The following is a 16,913-nucleotide window of genomic DNA, read 5'->3' on the forward strand; positions in this document are numbered from 1 at the left end:
AAACCGTTAAGCAGAAACATGAAAAACCTGGCTTTATTTGACCTCGACCACACGCTGATCCCGCTCGATTCCGATTATGAATGGGGACAGTTCCTGGCCCGTACCGGCGCCGTTGATCGCGAGGCCTTTGCCAAGCGCAATGCCGAATTCTTCGCGCAATACCAAAATGGCACGCTGGACCCGCATGAATACCTGGAGTTCGCGCTCGGCACCCTGGCGCAGTTCCCACGCACCCAGCTCGACGCCTGGCATCAGGAATTCATGAATGAAGTCATCCACCCGGTACTCCTGCCATCTGCTCGTGATTTATTGAAAAAGCACCAGGATGCTGGCGACCTGGTCGCGATCGTCACCGCCACCAACCGCTTCGTGACAGCACCTATCGCACAGGCGCTGAATGTCGAGCATTTGCTGGCCGCCGAGCCTGAAGTCAAGGCAGACGGCAACCTGACCGGAAAACTAGTTGGCGTTCCGACCTCAGGCGCGGGTAAAATCGCACATACCAATGCGTGGCTGGCCGCGCGTGGCCTTACATTAAAGGATTTCGAACGCAGCTATTTCTATAGCGACTCGCAAGCCGACATTCCCTTGTTGTCCGTCGTCACTCATCCGATTGCAACCAACCCTAATGCCTTGCTGACTGCGCACGCTAAAGCGCAGGGCTGGCCGATCATCAATCTCTTCAATGATTAAAAAGCTTATCCGTCGCATCCTCGGCACCAAACAAAAAACCGGCGATACCAGCAAAGCTGTCGTATTGACTGCGAAAGAACATCGCATCGATCCCAAGCTGGTATCCGCCAATGCCGTGCGCGTCACCAGTACCCTGCAACAGGCTGGCTTCAAAGCCTTCCTGGTCGGCGGTGCAGTGCGCGACTTGCTGCTGGGCGTGAAGCCCAAGGATTTTGATATCGCAACCAATGCGACGCCGGAACAAGTCAAACGCCTGTTCCGCCGCGCCTTCATCATCGGCAAACGCTTCCAAATCGTACATGTCATGTTTGGCCAGGACCTGCTCGAAGTCACCACCTTCCGTGGTACCTCCACCGACGCAGCACCGAAGGATGAACATGGCCGCGTATTGCGCGACAACACTTTCGGCGAACAACATGAAGATGCGTTGCGCCGCGACTTCACCATCAATGCGATGTACTACGATCCCGCCACGCAAACCGTGCTGGATTACCACGGCGGCATGGCCGACATCCGCAATAAAACCCTGCGCATCATAGGCATACCGGAAGCACGCTACCGCGAAGATCCGGTGCGCATGCTGCGCGTCGTACGCTTTGCCGCCAAACTGAACTTCGTCATTGATCCGGCCACCAGCGCACCTATCCGTGTGATGGCACCGCTGATCAACAATGTCCCGGCGGCGCGCGTATTCGATGAAATGCTCAAGCTGCTGATGAGTGGCTCTGCCCTCGCCTGCCTGCAGCAATTGCGCAAGGAAGGTTTGCACCACGGCTTGCTGCCTCTGCTGGACGTGGTACTCGAACAACCGCTGGGTGAGAAGTTTGTGCGCCTGGCGCTGGCCAGCACCGATGAACGCGTCAAACAAGGCAAACCGGTTTCACCGGGCTTCCTGTTCGCATCATTGCTGTGGCATCAGGTACTGGAAAAATGGAAGGCTTACCAGGCAGCTGGCGAGTATCCGATTCCGGCGCTGCACCTGGCGGCCGATGACGTGCTGAATACGCAAACCGACAAGCTCGCACTGCAACGCAAGATCGCATCCGACATGCGTGACATCTGGGCGATGCAGCCACGCTTCGAACGCCGCATCGGCAAGTCGCCATACAAATTGCTCGAACACCTGCGCATGCGTGCCGGTTACGACTTCCTGTTGCTGCGTTGCGCATCAGGTGAAATCGATAGCGAGATTGGTGAATGGTGGACTGCCTTCATGGAAGCAGACGGCCCAGGTCGTGAAGCCTTGCTGGCAAAGAAACCAAGCAGCACTGCTGAAGCAGCTCCTGCCAAGAAACGACCACGCCGTCGTCGTTCGCGTTCCGGCGGTGGTGGCGCTAGCGGTACAGCCAAAGCCGAATGACCCCAGTGACAACAGCTGTTACTGCCTACATCGCGATAGGCTCGAACCTGGGCGATGCGCAGGATCATGTTTTGTACGCCTTGCGCGAGCTGGATCAGCTCGCCTCCACTCGCCTGCTGGCGCAGTCATCGCTGTTTCGCACCGCACCGATAGATTCCAGCGGCGACGATTACATCAACGCGGTTGCAGCTGTCAGCACCAGCCTGTCAGCCGAAGCATTGCTGCAGGCTTTGCTGGCGCTGGAACAAACGCGCGGCCGTGAACGTCCCTACTTCAACGCACCGCGCACGCTGGATCTCGACTTGCTGCTGTATGGTGATGCAGAGATCAACACCGACACCCTGACCGTGCCGCATCCCCGTATGACGAGTCGCGCCTTCGTACTCATTCCATTGCTGCAAATCGATCCCTTCATCCAGATCCCGGGACTGGGTGCCGCACATCAGTTTGCTCCGGCAGTAGCTGATCAGGCCATCAGCAAGATAGCCTGATATCTTTACCTGCATCCATAGCGCCACATACACATACTGATTACTCCATACCCGAGGCCAGCATGCAAATACCTGTAATCGTCCAAACCGTCGGCTTGCTGACGCTATCGAATATTTTCATGACAGTAGCCTGGTACGGCCACCTCAAAGGTCTGGCATCCAAGCCATGGTGGATAGCGGCACTCATCAGTTGGGGCATTGCACTCTTCGAATATTTGCTGCAAGTCCCGGCCAATCGCATCGGCTATACCCAGTTCAGTCTGGCCCAACTGAAAATTATGCAAGAAGCGATTACACTCACGGTGTTCGTGCCGTTTGCGATTGTCTTTATGGATCAGCCTTTCAAGCTGGACTACGTCTGGGCTGCACTCTGTCTGGTCGGCGCGGTGTACTTCATTTTCCGCACCTGATAACAGCTGCAACGCCATCGCAACATCGCCTATAGAAAAGATCAGGAAAGCATCTTATGGATTTAGAGAAATACAAATATATCGTGGTCGAAGGTGCTATCGGCGCTGGCAAAACCACGCTGGCACGCAAGCTCGCGACCCAGCTCGGCGCACAGACCTTGCTGGAATTGCCGGAAGAAAATCCCTTCCTCGAAAAGTTCTATCGCGATGCGGCGCGCTATGCATTGCCTACTCAAATGTTCTTCCTGCTGCAACGGATGAATCAGTTACGCGACCTGGCACAACCGGATTTATTCGATGCCCGCATCGTGTCTGATTTCTTGCTGGACAAAGACCCTATCTTCGCGCGCCTGACCCTGAGTGATGACGAACTCGCGCTGTACCAGCAACTGTACGATCACCTGCGTCCGCAAGCACCATTACCTGACCTCGTGATCTACCTGCAGGCAGAACCGCAAACCCTGATCGATCGCATCAAGAAGCGTGGCATCCCGATGGAAGCAGGCATTTCGGAAAATTATATGCATCGCCTGTGCGACAGCTATAGCCGTATCTTTTACGAATACGACACCGCACCCTTGCTGATCGTCAACACCGAACATCTGAACCCGATTGATAACAATGAAGACTTTGCGCTGCTGCTGACGCGCATCGCCAACATGCGCGGAAAACGCGAATTTTTTAGCCGTGGAGAATAAGCATGTCCAGCTATTTGCAAGAAGTACGTACCAAAGCCGTCACCGTTCCATCCCTGCTCGCAATGAAAGAGCGCGGTGAGAAAATCACCATGCTGACCGCCTACGATGCCAGCTTTGCATCGATGATGGATACCTGCGGCGTAGAGATGATCTTGATCGGCGATTCGCTGGGTATGGTTTGCCAGGGACATAATTCCACGCTGCCAGTCACCATCGATGACGTCGCTTATCACACCGCTTGCGTGGCACGTGGTTCGAAGACCGCATTCGTGATGTCCGACATGCCTTTCGGCTCGTATGCAACCAAGGAAGACGCGTTCAAAAACGCCGTCAAACTGGTGCAAGCCGGTGCGCAAATGGTCAAGATAGAAGGCGGTGCATGGATGGCTGACACCGTGCGCTTTTTGACCGAACGTGCGATCCCGGTCATGGTGCATCTCGGCCTGACACCGCAATTCGTACATCAGTTCGGTGGCTACAAAGTACAAGGTAAAACTGCGGAAGGCGCAGAACAAATGAAAAGCGATGCACTAGCATTGCAAGCAGCCGGTGCTGCGATGTTATTGCTGGAAGCTATTCCAGCTTCGCTCGGCAAGGAGCTCACCGAGCTGGTCGACATGCCGACCATAGGCATAGGTGCAGGCCCTGACTGCTCCGGACAAGTACTGGTACTGCACGACTACATCAACGTCTTCCCTGGCAAAAAAGCACGTTTCGTGCGCAACTTCATGGAAGGCCAGACCAGCATAGAAGGCGCGACCCGCGCTTATGTCGCAGCGGTCAAGGACGGATCATTTCCAGCCCCGGAACACTGCTTCTGAAAATAAAAAAGCCTGTTCGTAGTGGACAGGCTTTTTTCATAAGGCTACGGATACTTACAGCTGTTGCGCCGCGAAGGTATTGCAGTCATTTAACTGACCACGTTGTATGCCACGCTGGAACCAGCGCACCCGCTGTGCCGATGTGCCATGCGTGAATGAATCCGGCACCACCACACCTTGCGACTGACGCTGCAAGGCATCGTCACCTATCGCACTCGCTGCCTTTAATGCACTTTCCACATCGCCGTCTTCCAGAATACTGCGCGCCTGGTTCGCGTGGTAAGCCCAGACACCGGCGAAGCAATCCGCCTGCAACTCAACCTTCACCGACAAGGCATTCGCCTGCTTTTGCGTACCGCCGCGACGTGCCTGATCGACCTTGTCCATGATGCCGCTGATGTGCTGTACATGATGACCGACTTCATGCGCGATCACATAGGCTTGCGCAAAGTTGCTGGAAACACGGAAACGATCACGCATGGTCTGGAAGAACTCCAGATCGATATAAACCTTCTGGTCACCCGGGCAATAGAATGGTCCGGCTGCCGTATCGCCGGTACCGCAAGCAGTCGGCGTCTGCCCGGAGAACAACACAAGTTTAGGCCTGCCGTAAGTACCGCCATTTTCACGGAAAATCTGACCCCAGACATCTTCGGTATCTGCCAGCACAGTGCCGACAAAGCGTGCCGTCTGGTCATCCGCTGGCGGCCGTTGCGCCGGTGCCTGCTGCGATTGCAACTGCCCCGGACCACCGCTGAGCAAACTGATGATAGTGGCCGGGTTAATGCCGAGGAAATAAGAGCCGAGCAAGGCAATCACGATGGTGCCTATGCCTATCGAACGGCCGCCGAAGCCACCACCGCCACTGCCACGCCTGTCTTCCACGTTATCGCTTTCGCGATTACCTTCCCATTTCATGTTGCCTCCCCCGGCTTAAAGCTTGTTTTGCTAGCTTAGCGTTTTTCCAATTGCTCGTAACGGGCAAAACTATTTTTCAGTTTTTCGTCTGCCGCATCCGGACTATTGATGGTCACGTTCAGATCGTGCAGCAAACCGTCTTTCAAACCATATACCCAACCGTGTACCGTCAGGTCCTGGCCGTTTTCCCAGGCATCCTGCACGATGGTGGTCCGGCAAACGTTGGCGACCTGCTCTATCACGTTCAGCTCGCACAAGCGATCATGCTGGGCCTGGGTCGGTAAGGCATCGCCCAGATAACGACCATGCTTCTGATGCACATCCTGCACGTGGCGTAACCAGTTATCAGCCAGACCAACGCGGCGTCCTGTCATCGCGGCATGCACACCCGAGCAGCCATAGTGGCCACAGACGATCACATGTTTGACACGCAATACATCTATCGCAAACTGCAGCACGGACAGGCAATTCAAATCCGAATGCGCGACCACGTTGGCCACATTGCGATGCACGAATAATTCACCCGGTTGCAGGTCGACGATCTCATTCGCGGGTACCCGACTATCGGAGCAACCTATCCATAAATATTCGGGAGATTGCTGGGCGGCAAGTTTGGCGAAGAAATCTGCATCCTGCGCCACCATCGCTGCTGCCCAATTACGGTTCTTCTGAAACAGTTGTTCCAATTCCAGCGGTTCTTTTTTAGTCATCTTTTTCTATCATGCTGCGGACTGGCCAGGCCGACGGCCTGGCTGCAATGGCTGCCATTTTATCCGGTATTGGGCATCCCGGATAAAGAGCGTAGAACAGCATGGAACGATACGTATCCGGCTTTACTGCTCTGCCAATAGCTGTCGCTTGAGCTTGTCATCTACAGGTTTGTTACCCAGCCAGATGCGCAGTACGGCATTGTAGAAAGGAGCATCTAGCAGCGGCTCGAGTATGCGTTTGCCGTTCAGTTGCACGGTCATGCCGGTCGCCGGTACCCAATCCACCTGCAGGGCATCGCCTTCCTTCAACTGCGCAACAGATGCAAACATCGCATTGAATTTTGCCATCGATGGCGCCAGCGTCGCGCGTTCTGCCGCGTCGGTATTCTGCTCTATGCCCGTACTAAATGCCTTGGCGAATTCATCACTGGCAACATCGCGCAACATCACAATGCTGACGCGTCGCGCTCCGATAGCAGCCAGCACCTCAACGGTCGAGGTTTTCTTTTCCGGCAAGTACAAACCCACCACATACACTTTGAAAATCAGCTTGCTGCGTATGCCCGCACCATTCAGACGTAAGTCCTGATTCGCCACTCGCACACTGTCGTCCAGCTTGACCCCGGCCAATTCGATTGCTGCTGCATTGCCGGAGAAGAACACGGCACTGCATAAGGCCAGGATGCAGCCTATCGCCTGTAACGGTTTCATGGTGTCTCCTGTAATGGATGTGGAACCAGCATAGAACCTTGTCGTCCGGCGATCAACAAAAAAAAATGCCGGTCGAAATATCGACCGGCATTTTGCTGGGATCAGGAAACCTTATTCAAAGAATTCCTTGACCTTATCTTTCCATGATTTGGTTTGCGGGCTGTGCTTGGAACCGCCTTCCACCGTCAATTGTTCAAACTCACGCATCAATTCCTTCTGGCGTTCGGTCAGGGTGACAGGTGTTTCCACAATCACGTGGCAGAACAGGTCACCAGCATAACCGGAACGTACGCCCTTGATCCCTTTGCTGCGCAGGCGGAAAGTCTTACCCGACTGCGTACCTTCAGGAATCGTGAACGAAGCCTTGCCATTCAGCGTCGGCACTTCAATTTCACCGCCGAGGGCTGCCTTCGCAAATGAGATAGGAATCTCGCAATGCAAGTCGTCGCCGTCGCGCTGGAACATCGCATGCTGCTTGATGCGGATTTCCACATACAAGTCACCTGGAGGACCGCCATTCATACCTGGTTCGCCGTTACCGGACGAACGGATACGCATGCCGTCATCTATCCCTGCCGGGATTTTGACTTCCAGTGTCTTGTTGCGTTTGATCTTGCCAGCGCCGCTGCAGGTACCGCAAGGCGATGGATTGATCTTGCCGCTACCATGGCACTTGGGACAGGTTTGCAGCACGCTGAAGAAGCCTTGCTGCATGCGTACCTGGCCGTGGCCACCGCAAGTCGTACAGCTGACTGGCGAAGTGCCCGGCTTGGCACCGCTACCGTCACAGGTTTCGCAGTTATCCCACGAAGGAACACGGATAGTCGTGTCGTAACCGTGTGCAGCTTGTTCCAGTGTAATTTCGAGGTTGTAGCGCAAGTCTGCGCCGCGATATACCTGCGGGCCGCCGCGTCCACCGCGACCGCCGCCAGCCTGGCCAAAGATGTCGCCAAAGATATCGCCAAAGGCATCAGCAAAACCACCGCCGCCTCCGCCGCCGCCCATATTCGGATCAACACCGGCATGACCATAGCGATCATAGGCATCGCGCTTTTGCGGATCCGACAGCATCTCGTAGGCTTCTTTAGCCTCTTTGAATTTTTCTTCCGCGCTCTTGCTATCCGGATTGCGATCCGGATGGTGTTTCATTGCAAGCTTGCGATACGCTTTCTTGATTTCTTCGTCGGAAGCGCTCTTCCCTACGCCAAGAATTTCGTAAAAATCACGTTTTGCCATTTTTGTAGGCGCCTTGTTCTATCTAAACTAAAACGCCGAATCGACGGTTTTTTTACAAAAACCATACGACCCGGCGAGTCTGCACAGTACAGACGATGGCAAGCGCAAGACACTCCAAGACAACAATTTGAAGTGACCAGCGGTGCCATGCATCAGACCGCTAGACCATTAAAAATTACTTGTCTTTCACTTCTTTGAAGTCAGCATCCACTACGTCATCTTGCTGTGGTTTGCTGTCAGCGTGGCTGTGACCGGCATCGCCTGCATCACCACCAGCTGCGCCTGCTGCTTGTTGCGCTTGCATGTCGGCGTACATTTTTTCGCCGAGTTTTTGCGCTGCAGTGGTCAGGGCTGCAGATTTTTCATCGATGATAGCCTTGTCGCTACCTTTCAATGCTTCTTCCAGTTCAGCAATCGCTGCTTCGATTTTTTCTTTCTCACCGGCTTCCAGCTTGTCGCCGTATTCGGTCAAGGCTTTACGCGTCGAATGCACCAGTGCATCGCCCTGGTTGTGCGCTTCCGCGACTTCTTTCAGGCGTTTGTCTTCTTCTGCATTCGCTTCTGCGTCCTGCACCATTTTTTGAATTTCTTCTTCAGTCAAACCGGAGTTTGCCTTAATGGTGATCTTGTTTTCCTTACCGGTTGCCTTGTCTTTCGCGCCGACGTGCAAAATACCGTTGGCATCGATGTCAAAGGTCACTTCAATTTGCGGCGTACCACGTGCTGCTGGTGGGATGCCTTCCAGATTGAATTCACCCAAAGCCTTGTTGCCAACTGCCATCTCGCGTTCACCCTGGAACACTTTGATGGTGACCGCAGGCTGATTGTCGTCAGCGGTCGAAAACACCTGGCTGAACTTGGTCGGAATGGTGGTGTTCTTCTGGATCATTTTGGTCATCACGCCACCCAGGGTTTCAATACCCAGCGACAGCGGAGTCACGTCGAGCAACAACAAATCTTTACGATCACCGGACAGAACCGAACCCTGGATTGCAGCACCGACAGCAACTGCTTCATCCGGATTCACGTCTTTACGTGGATCTTTGCCGAAGAAGTCTTTTACGGTTTCCTGCACTTTAGGCATACGGGTCATACCACCGACCAGGATGATGTCATCGATGTCGGAAACTTTAACGCCTGCATCCTTGATCGCGGTGCGGCATGGCTCGATGGTTTTCGAGATCAGTTCTTCAACCAGCGATTCCAGTTTTGCACGGGTGATTTTCAAGTTCAAATGCACCGGTGCGCCGTTCGCCATCGCGATGTACGGTTCGTTGATTTCAGTTTGTTGCGACGACGACAATTCGATCTTCGCGCGCTCAGCCGATGCCTTGATACGTTGCAATGCAATCGCATCCTTGCTCAGGTCGAGGCCGTTGATTTTCTTGAATTCGTCGATGATGTAATCGATGATGCGTTGATCGAAATCTTCACCGCCGAGGAAGGTGTCACCATTGGTCGACAACACTTCAAATTGCATTTCACCGTCTACGTCTGCGATCTCGATGATGGAGATATCAAAGGTACCGCCGCCCAGATCGTACACAGCGATCTTGCGGTCACCCTTGCCACCTTTGTCGAGGCCGAAAGCCAGCGCAGCTGCGGTAGGTTCGTTGATGATGCGCTTAACGTCCAGACCAGCAATACGGCCTGCGTCTTTGGTTGCCTGACGTTGTGCATCGTTGAAGTAAGCAGGAACCGTGATGACGGCTTCAGTCACTTCTTCACCGAGGTAGTCTTCGGCGGTTTTTTTCATTTTGCGCAGGATTTCTGCGGAGATTTGCTGTGCGGCCAGCTTTTTGTCGCGCACGGAGATCCATGCGTCGCCGTTGTCGGCTTTGACGATTTGATACGGCATCATGCCGATATCTTTTTGCACTTCTTTTTCGTCGAATTTACGGCCGATCAGACGCTTGACTGCGTACAGCGTGTTTTTTGGATTGGTGACAGCCTGGCGTTTGGCAGGTGCGCCAACCAGAATTTCACCGTCTTCCTGATATGCGATCACGGAGGGCGTAGTACGCGCACCTTCCGAGTTTTCGATAACTTTTGGTTTACCGCCTTCCATGATTGCTACGCAGGAGTTGGTCGTACCTAAGTCAATACCGATAATTTTGCCCATGATGGAATTTCCCTTAATGTCTGTGATGCGAAACTGTTAAATACAAAATTTGTTAACGTCAATATGTGGTGTAAACAGATGCTTTCAAGTTATTTTTCTTGTGCAACCGTTACCAGCGCTGGACGCAACAGGCGATCTGCAATCAGATAGCCCTTCTGCAGCGTGTTGACGACTGTGTTTGGCTCCTGATCAGCAGGAACCAGGGACATCGCCTGATGCTTCATAGGGTCCAGTTTGTCGCCTTGCTGTGGTTTGATTTCCAGCAGGCGGTTCTTCTCGAAGGCAGCATTCAGCTGTTTCAAGGTCATTTCCACACCCTCTTTCAAGGACTCGATGGAAGGTGTTTCTACTTGCAGCGCCATTTCCAGACTGTCTTTCACTGGCAGCAGCATTTCGGCAAAGCCTTCAATCGCGAATTTGTGTGCGCGGGTGACATCTTCCTGGGCACGACGACGGAAATTCTCGACTTCAGCTTTGGCACGCAAGAATGAGTCCTGCAATTCCTGTACGAGCAATTGGGACGCCGCGAGCTGCTCCTCCACAGTAGGAGTAGGTGCAGTAGCCGCCTCAGCCGTTACCGGATCTTCGATCGACGCTGCTTGCTCAGCGTATTTATCTTGGTCTTGCATGAAAAAATCTCCAACAATCAATGAGTTATGACAAAAAATGCCAATGCGACAGTGCACATGGGGTTATCCCACACTATTTCAAGGGGTATTCCTGCAGGCTTAGCAAAAATTCACGAAACGCGATGATAAGCGCTGTGGCAGTGTCGTTGTTACAAAATTTCCCTGTTCATGGGATGGCATTTTTCTCTATACGGACTAGGCTGTAATTGGGTGGCTTGTGTGCCACCACTGCTACCGACAGGAGCCAGCCATGAAACTGCCGCTTATTTCCATGTCGATTGTTGCCTATACCGCTATTGCGACCACGGTCATTTGTTATACGACATTGTAAAACAATGCACCAGCCACTTAATAGCCGCAGCGGGGTAAAAGCATGTGCAGACCACTTTTACCCTCAATAAATAGGGGTTTATTGCAAAAAAACAAGGTTTTCTAATGAAAAAGGCCCTCGCGGGCCATTTTTATTGTTGGGCGCCCAGGCGCTGCGCCTCATCCAGCGAAACCTGCGCCTCGTGGACCTGCTCTTCGTGCTGCGCAGGCGAGACGATAGTCGGCCAGCCTACCAGATGCAACTCCGTAATTTCCGCCATTGCCTTAATCCACGCATCATCCTCGTTCAGGCAAGCGATGTAGTTGAAGTCTTTGCCACCGGCGCTCATGAAGTCATGGCGCGCCTCCATTGCGATCTCTTCCAGCGTTTCCAGGCAATCGCTGGTAAAGCCCGGGCAAATCACATCGACCCGGCCTATACCCTCTTGCGCCAGTTTCTTCAGCGTCGGTGCGGTGTAGGGTTGCAGCCACTCAGCCTTGCCGAAGCGCGACTGGAACGTGACCATGTATTGATCCGAAGTCAGCTCCAGCTCGTGGGCCAGCAGGCGTGCCGTTTTATGGCATTCGCAGTGATACGGATCGCCCAGCGTCAAGGTGCGCTTGGGCACGCCGTGGAAACTCATGACCAGCTTGTCCGGACGTCCGGCCATATCCCAATGCGCCTGCACCGATTTGCACAAGGCGCGGATGTAGGCATCGTGGTCGTGATAATGCTTAACGAAGCGCAACTCGGGGACATTGCGTTCTTGCGCGTAATGACTGAATACGGCATCGAAGATAGAAGCCGTCGTTGTCCCTGAATATTGCGGATAGGCAGGCAGGATCAGGATGCGTTCACAACCGTCAGCTTTCAGCTCGCGCAAGACATCCGGCAACGCAGGCTGGCCATAACGCATCGCATACACCACTTTTACTTTGTGACCGCGGTCGCCCAGATAGCCCTTGAGCAGCCTGGCCTGTTTCTCGGTATGTACTTTGAGCGGCGAACCTTCATTACTCCAGATCGACGCATACTTCTTCGCCGACTGTCCGGACCGGAACGGCAGGATGATGAGATGCAGGATGAACCACCAGATCGCACGCGGGATTTCCACCACGCGCGGATCGGATAAAAACTGTTTGAGGTAACGCCTTACTGCCGAAGTCGTCGGTGCATCAGGGGTACCAAGATTAACCAGTACGACTGCTGTTTTCGGCAAACTGCCATGGGTGTACGGTGGTTCAGTTCTAAAGGACATGAGCTCTCAATATTATTGGTCTTATGGGAAGCGATGCCTGAGCATCGCAGGTATAAGCTTAGCTCAGTTTGCCAGCAATTCCCGTGCATGCGTACGTGTAGTGGCAGTAATTTCCAGTCCACCCAGCATACGCGCGATTTCTTCTACGCGCGCATTGCTATCCAGCGCAGCGATCGACGATGCGGTCTTGCCCTTGTTGTTTTGTTTGCTGACCTGGAAGTGCTGATTGGCCTGGCTCGCCACTTGCGGTAAATGTGTGACGCACAGTACTTGCCGGTCCTGCCCGAGACGGCGCAACAAACGGCCGACAACTTCGGCGACACCACCACCTATGCCACTGTCGACTTCATCGAAAATCAATGTGGGTGTCGCAGTCGCGCTGGAGGTAATGACGGAAATTGCCAGCGCGATACGCGCCAGCTCACCACCCGATGCAACCTTGGCCAGTGGCCGCGGCGTGGTACCGGCATGACCAGCCACCATGAACTCAATCTGTTCCAATCCGTACGAAGCGGGTTCGCATGGCTGCAGGGCGATTGCGAACTTGCCACCGCTCATGCTGAGGTCCTGCATCGCTGCAGTCACTGCATCACCCAGCGCTTTGGCGGCTTTGGTACGTGCTTTGGTGAGTTTTTGCGCGGCACCGGTGTAGACCGCTTTCAGTTTTTCTTCCTGCGCACGCAAGGCATCAAGGTCGCTGGCATCAGCCAGTTGCTTCAATTGCGTGGATAGGGTTTCCAGTTCCTGCGGCAAATCATCGGCAGCGACATGGAATTTACGTGAGGCCGAATGGATGTTTTCCAGCCGCACTTCAACCTCACGCAAGCGCGCCGGATCCAGCTCGACCCGGCTCAGGTAATCGTTCAGCGCATAGACCGCTTCCTGTAACTGGATACGCGCTGGCTCCAGTGCATCCAGCACCGGTTGCAAGCCCGCATCGAGATCGACCAGTTTGCCGATGCGGGTATTCAGCGACGACAGCTGCGACAGCATCGGTGTGTCGGCTTCGGAGATCAGGCTGAGCGCTTCTTGCGCCCCCTCTATCAGACTGGCTGCATGTGACAAGCGGCTATGTTCATTGCTGATATCGGTCCACTCACCCGGTTTGACTGCGAGCTTTTCCAGTTCGCCGACTTGCCATTCCAGGCGCTCACGCTCCAACAAGACATTCTTGGCATTGGTTTCGAATTCTTCGCGTTGCCGCGCCAGCGCACGCCAGGCTTTATATGCGGCGGCGACTGCTTTCACTTCATCCTGCAAACCAGCCTGGTTATCCAGCAGCACGCGTTGCGCATCGGTTTTGAGCAGCGATTGGTGCGCATGCTGGCCGTGGATATCGACCAGTTGCTCACCCAGCTCACGCAATTGCGTGGCGGTAGCGGCGATGCCGTTGATGAAGGCTTTGGAGCGACCGGCATTGTCTATGACGCGGCGTAGCAATGCGCCGCCGTCTTCATTGCTGAATTCGTTTTCGGCGAGCCAGGCATCCAACTCGGCACTGCTGGAAAACTCGGCCGTTATGTCAGCCTTGGCTGCGCCTTCGCGTACCACGCTGGCATCACCACGCCCGCCAAGCGCGAGTGCCAGCGCATCGATCAGGATGGATTTACCCGCGCCGGTTTCGCCGGTGAAAACGGAGAAACCAGGCGAAAATTCCAGTTCGATGGCATCGACAATAACGAAATCACGGATGGAGAGCGTGCGCAGCATGTTTATTTCAAGCGACCTTCTACTGACGGGTATTCATTCCAATGCAGCTTTTCGCGCAAGGTATCGTAATAATTCCAGCCTTCCGGATGCAGGAAGGTAATCGTATGTTCGGAACGACGCACGGTAATCCGGTCATGTTTGAGCAGGCGCGCCACTGATTGCATATCGAAATTGACATTGGCTTCGCGACCACCGACGACTTCGATTTCGATCACGCTACTGTCCGGCACCACGATAGGACGATTCGACAAGGCGTGCGGCGCAATCGGCACCAGTCCGATCCCGGTCAGGCTGGGATGCAAAATCGGGCCACCGGCCGATAAAGCATACGCGCTGGAGCCAGTCGGTGTCGCCACAATCAGGCCATCCGAACGCTGGTTGTACATGAAATGACCATCGACTTCGACGCGCAATTCCACCATGCCGGAACCCGAGCCACGCGACAAGACGACGTCATTGAAAGCCAGTGTGCTGTATACAGCCTCACCCTCACGTTCTATCGAGCCCTTCAGCAAGCTGCGCTGTTCGGAACGGACTTTCCCATTCAGCATTTCTTTCAGCAGCGGCATCATCTGGTCCAGCGAAATATCGGTCATGAAACCGAGACGTCCCTGGTTCACGCCTATCAGCGGCACATTGTATGGCGCCAATTGGCGCGCAATCCCCAGCATGGTACCGTCGCCGCCGACTACAATAGCGGCATCCGCGCACTCGCCGATTTCCGGCAAAGTCATGGAATCGTAATTGCTGAGCGAAAAGTTCAGTGCGGTTTCTGCTTCGAAAATGACTTTGCGGCCGGTCTTGCCCAGGCAATCGGCGATATCAGTCAACGATTTCGCAATCCCACCGGCCATATGTTTGCCGAAGATAGCGATCGTATTAAAACTGGAAGGGTGTGTAGAGTGTGAGGTAAGCGACATGCTGCAGATTAGACCATAATTTGTCCTTCTTTTGGCCTTCTCGTGCGCTATGCAACGCATCATCCATGCAAATGATTGAGTATCCAACATGACGTCCCTGCCTACACCGCATTCCACTCATCCGCCTGTGAAGGCCATCCTGTTCGATCTGGATGACACCTTGTGGCACCTGGCCCCGACTTTGGTCAAGGCAGAAGCCATTTTGTATGACTGGCTGAATGAGCACATTCCGGGTGTAACACAACGCTTCAGCAATGAGGAGTTACGCGAGCTGCGCATGGAATTGCTGCCTACCGATCCGCAATTCCAATTCAATGTATGGGCTTTACGCCACGCTGCACTGACACGCGCCTGTCATTTAACGAGTGAAAACAAGGATCTGGTGGATCAGGCGATGGCGGTTTTTTCAGTCGCGCGCAACACCGTCAACCCGTTTGTAGATGTCACACCTGGTCTGGCCAGCCTGAGCGAACGTTTTGCCCTGGGCTCGGTGTCCAACGGTTTTGCCGACCTCGGCGAAATTGGCCTGGCATCTTATTTCCAGGTATCGATCGCGGCCCATCAATTTGGCAGCGCTAAACCCGGCGCAGAGATTTTTCATGCGGCCTGCGCCGCACTGAACGTTGCGCCACACGAAGCCATTTACGTCGGTGACGACCCCAAACTGGATATCCAGGGTGCACAAAACGCCGGTTTGCGCGCGGTGTGGATGAATCGCTTCGACCACACATTGCCCGACCATATTGTGCCGACTGCCAGCGTCACCAATTTATATGAGCTCGATGCCTGGCTAAAGCGCGCATAATGGGCAGCATGCCCCCTGTGGCCTTGCCCTTGCCGCCCGGCATGACCACTCATACAATAGCGATACTATGCAACTTGATAACCGCGCACAAACCCTGCTTAAAGCCCTCGTCGAACGCTATATAGCGGACGGCATGCCGGTCGGCTCGCGCGAGCTTTCCAAAATCTCGGGCCTCGACCTGTCACCCGCGACCATACGCAACGTGATGGCGGACTTGGAAGAGATGGGCTTTGTCGCCAGTCCGCACACCTCGGCTGGACGCGTACCTACGCCGCGCGGCTACCGTGTGTTTGTCGATACCTTGCTGACGGTGCAATCCATCGATGAAAGCGCACTCGAATCGAAACTGCAGAATTCGCTGCAAACCGGTTCGTCACAAAAAATTATCTCCAACGCCGCACAAATCCTGTCTTCGCTATCCGAATTCGCTGGCATCGTCATGACGCCGCGACACGAATCGGTATTCCAGCAAATCGATTTCCTGCGCCTGTCCGAGAAACGCATACTGCTGGTCATCGTCAGCCCCAGCGGCGACGTCCAAAACCGCCTGCTGCTGACCGATGTCGATTACACACCTAGCCAGTTGATACAGGCAGCGAATTACATCAACCAGAACTACGGCGGCCTCAGCTTCGACGAAGTAAGGATACGTTTGCAGGGTGAATTGAAGCAATTGCGCGACGATATGACGCGCCTGATGCAAGCTGCAGTCGAAGCCGGCAGCGATGCGATGAATGACAATAGCGATGATGTCGTCATTTCCGGTGAGCGTAATCTGCTCAGCGTGAGTGACCTGTCATCGAACATGGTGTCCTTGCGCCAGCTGTTTGACCTGTTCGAACAAAAAACCAGCCTGATGCAATTGCTCGACGTGTCAAACAAGGCGAACGGCGTACAAATCTTTATCGGTGGCGAATCCAAGCTGGTGCCTATGGACCAGATGAGCGTCGTGACCTCGCCCTACACCGTGAACGGCAAAGTCGTCGGCACACTGGGCGTTATCGGCCCGACACGCATGGCGTATGAACGCGTGATTCCTATCGTCGACATCACGGCCAAATTGCTGTCGAACGCACTCAGCCACAATCCTGGCTGAAGCAGCCAAGAAAAA

At 54.2% G+C, this 16,913-nt stretch carries 17 protein-coding genes; 8 read left to right on the forward strand and 9 right to left on the reverse strand.

Going from position 1 to position 16,913, the window contains the following annotated elements:
* Positions 1–18 precede the first annotated feature (18 nt).
* The 6 genes from IXC47_RS01190 to panB all read left to right on the forward strand — a co-directional run bounded on the left by IXC47_RS01190 (position 19) and on the right by panB (position 4,473).
* Positions 19–693, forward strand: a complete 675-nt coding sequence (locus IXC47_RS01190; protein ID WP_175625056.1) for a histidinol-phosphatase — start codon at positions 19–21, stop codon at positions 691–693.
* Positions 686–2,053, forward strand: coding sequence for a polynucleotide adenylyltransferase PcnB (gene pcnB / locus IXC47_RS01195; RefSeq protein ID WP_195874467.1), 1,368 nt, complete (start codon positions 686–688; stop codon positions 2,051–2,053). The genes IXC47_RS01190 and pcnB overlap by 8 nt, the downstream gene beginning before the upstream one ends.
* Positions 2,050–2,544, forward strand: a complete 495-nt coding sequence (gene folK / locus IXC47_RS01200; protein ID WP_195874468.1) for a 2-amino-4-hydroxy-6-hydroxymethyldihydropteridine diphosphokinase — start codon at positions 2,050–2,052, stop codon at positions 2,542–2,544. Before pcnB ends, folK begins: the two co-directional genes overlap by 4 nt.
* Before the next feature lie 62 nt (positions 2,545–2,606).
* Positions 2,607–2,954, forward strand: coding sequence for a DMT family protein (locus tag IXC47_RS01205; RefSeq protein WP_012080725.1), 348 nt, complete (start codon positions 2,607–2,609; stop codon positions 2,952–2,954).
* Positions 2,955–3,010: 56 nt separating this feature from the next.
* Positions 3,011–3,652 (forward strand): deoxynucleoside kinase, encoded by a 642-nt coding sequence (locus IXC47_RS01210; RefSeq protein ID WP_175625053.1) that lies wholly within the window; start codon positions 3,011–3,013, stop codon positions 3,650–3,652.
* A 2-nt stretch (positions 3,653–3,654) separates the two neighbouring features.
* Positions 3,655–4,473 carry a 3-methyl-2-oxobutanoate hydroxymethyltransferase gene (gene panB, locus IXC47_RS01215; RefSeq protein WP_175625052.1) on the forward strand — a complete coding sequence of 273 codons (819 nt, stop codon included), beginning with the start codon at positions 3,655–3,657 and terminating at the stop codon, positions 4,471–4,473.
* Between the two features lie 54 nt (positions 4,474–4,527).
* On the opposite strand, the gene ypfJ is transcribed toward panB, so the two are convergent.
* The 9 genes from ypfJ to IXC47_RS01260 form a co-directional block, all read right to left on the reverse strand.
* Entirely contained in the window at positions 4,528–5,391 is an 864-nt protein-coding gene (gene ypfJ, locus IXC47_RS01220; RefSeq protein ID WP_195874469.1) for a KPN_02809 family neutral zinc metallopeptidase, read from the reverse strand.
* A gap of 35 nt (positions 5,392–5,426) precedes the next feature.
* A complete protein-coding gene (gene can, locus IXC47_RS01225; protein ID WP_175625050.1) occupies positions 5,427–6,101 on the reverse strand; it encodes a carbonate dehydratase in 675 nt (224 codons plus the stop codon).
* Positions 6,102–6,224: 123 nt separating this feature from the next.
* On the reverse strand, positions 6,225–6,812 hold the full coding sequence (locus tag IXC47_RS01230; protein ID WP_195874470.1) for a chalcone isomerase family protein: 588 nt from the start codon (positions 6,810–6,812) through the stop codon (positions 6,225–6,227).
* Between the two features lie 111 nt (positions 6,813–6,923).
* A complete protein-coding gene (gene dnaJ, locus IXC47_RS01235) occupies positions 6,924–8,048 on the reverse strand; it encodes a molecular chaperone DnaJ (RefSeq protein WP_175625048.1) in 1,125 nt (374 codons plus the stop codon).
* 175 nt (positions 8,049–8,223) lie between these two features.
* Positions 8,224–10,170 carry a molecular chaperone DnaK gene (dnaK, locus tag IXC47_RS01240; RefSeq protein WP_175625047.1) on the reverse strand — a complete coding sequence of 649 codons (1,947 nt, stop codon included), beginning with the start codon at positions 10,168–10,170 and terminating at the stop codon, positions 8,224–8,226.
* 89 nt (positions 10,171–10,259) lie between these two features.
* Positions 10,260–10,799 carry a nucleotide exchange factor GrpE gene (gene grpE / locus IXC47_RS01245; protein WP_175625046.1) on the reverse strand — a complete coding sequence of 180 codons (540 nt, stop codon included), beginning with the start codon at positions 10,797–10,799 and terminating at the stop codon, positions 10,260–10,262.
* Positions 10,800–11,260: 461 nt separating this feature from the next.
* Positions 11,261–12,367 (reverse strand): ferrochelatase, encoded by a 1,107-nt coding sequence (gene hemH / locus IXC47_RS01250; RefSeq protein ID WP_195874471.1) that lies wholly within the window; start codon positions 12,365–12,367, stop codon positions 11,261–11,263.
* Between the two features lie 63 nt (positions 12,368–12,430).
* Positions 12,431–14,077 (reverse strand): DNA repair protein RecN, encoded by a 1,647-nt coding sequence (gene recN / locus IXC47_RS01255; protein ID WP_195874472.1) that lies wholly within the window; start codon positions 14,075–14,077, stop codon positions 12,431–12,433.
* A 2-nt stretch (positions 14,078–14,079) separates the two neighbouring features.
* On the reverse strand, positions 14,080–14,997 hold the full coding sequence (locus IXC47_RS01260) for an NAD kinase (RefSeq protein WP_175625043.1): 918 nt from the start codon (positions 14,995–14,997) through the stop codon (positions 14,080–14,082).
* Between the two features lie 88 nt (positions 14,998–15,085).
* Between IXC47_RS01260 and IXC47_RS01265 the strand changes: the two genes are divergently transcribed.
* Complete coding sequence (locus IXC47_RS01265) at positions 15,086–15,802, forward strand: HAD family hydrolase (protein ID WP_195874473.1); 717 nt, start codon at positions 15,086–15,088, stop codon at positions 15,800–15,802.
* Between the two features lie 67 nt (positions 15,803–15,869).
* On the forward strand, positions 15,870–16,898 hold the full coding sequence (gene hrcA, locus IXC47_RS01270; RefSeq protein ID WP_175625041.1) for a heat-inducible transcriptional repressor HrcA: 1,029 nt from the start codon (positions 15,870–15,872) through the stop codon (positions 16,896–16,898).
* Positions 16,899–16,913: the final 15 nt, after the last annotated feature.

Origin of the sequence: Herminiimonas contaminans (genome assembly GCF_015645465.1) — a bacterium.
In the GTDB taxonomy this organism is placed as follows: Bacteria; Pseudomonadota; Gammaproteobacteria; order Burkholderiales; family Burkholderiaceae_D; genus Oxalicibacterium; species Oxalicibacterium contaminans.

What these genes read in the sequence shown, in the direction of transcription:
- hrcA (WP_175625041.1), top strand. Translation starts at nt 15,870, where the DNA reads ATGCAACTTGATAACCGCGCACAAACCCTGCTTAAAGCCCTCGTCGAA.
- hemH (WP_195874471.1), bottom strand. Translation starts at nt 12,367, where the DNA reads ATGTCCTTTAGAACTGAACCACCGTACACCCATGGCAGTTTGCCGAAA.
- IXC47_RS01230 (WP_195874470.1), bottom strand. Translation starts at nt 6,812, where the DNA reads ATGAAACCGTTACAGGCGATAGGCTGCATCCTGGCCTTATGCAGTGCC.
- grpE (WP_175625046.1), bottom strand. Translation starts at nt 10,799, where the DNA reads ATGCAAGACCAAGATAAATACGCTGAGCAAGCAGCGTCGATCGAAGAT.
- IXC47_RS01265 (WP_195874473.1), top strand. Translation starts at nt 15,086, where the DNA reads ATGACGTCCCTGCCTACACCGCATTCCACTCATCCGCCTGTGAAGGCC.
- IXC47_RS01190 (WP_175625056.1), top strand. Translation starts at nt 19, where the DNA reads ATGAAAAACCTGGCTTTATTTGACCTCGACCACACGCTGATCCCGCTC.
- panB (WP_175625052.1), top strand. Translation starts at nt 3,655, where the DNA reads ATGTCCAGCTATTTGCAAGAAGTACGTACCAAAGCCGTCACCGTTCCA.
- recN (WP_195874472.1), bottom strand. Translation starts at nt 14,077, where the DNA reads ATGCTGCGCACGCTCTCCATCCGTGATTTCGTTATTGTCGATGCCATC.
- pcnB (WP_195874467.1), top strand. Translation starts at nt 686, where the DNA reads ATGATTAAAAAGCTTATCCGTCGCATCCTCGGCACCAAACAAAAAACC.
- IXC47_RS01260 (WP_175625043.1), bottom strand. Translation starts at nt 14,997, where the DNA reads ATGTCGCTTACCTCACACTCTACACACCCTTCCAGTTTTAATACGATC.
- folK (WP_195874468.1), top strand. Translation starts at nt 2,050, where the DNA reads ATGACCCCAGTGACAACAGCTGTTACTGCCTACATCGCGATAGGCTCG.
- dnaJ (WP_175625048.1), bottom strand. Translation starts at nt 8,048, where the DNA reads ATGGCAAAACGTGATTTTTACGAAATTCTTGGCGTAGGGAAGAGCGCT.
- dnaK (WP_175625047.1), bottom strand. Translation starts at nt 10,170, where the DNA reads ATGGGCAAAATTATCGGTATTGACTTAGGTACGACCAACTCCTGCGTA.
- ypfJ (WP_195874469.1), bottom strand. Translation starts at nt 5,391, where the DNA reads ATGAAATGGGAAGGTAATCGCGAAAGCGATAACGTGGAAGACAGGCGT.
- can (WP_175625050.1), bottom strand. Translation starts at nt 6,101, where the DNA reads ATGACTAAAAAAGAACCGCTGGAATTGGAACAACTGTTTCAGAAGAAC.
- IXC47_RS01210 (WP_175625053.1), top strand. Translation starts at nt 3,011, where the DNA reads ATGGATTTAGAGAAATACAAATATATCGTGGTCGAAGGTGCTATCGGC.
- IXC47_RS01205 (WP_012080725.1), top strand. Translation starts at nt 2,607, where the DNA reads ATGCAAATACCTGTAATCGTCCAAACCGTCGGCTTGCTGACGCTATCG.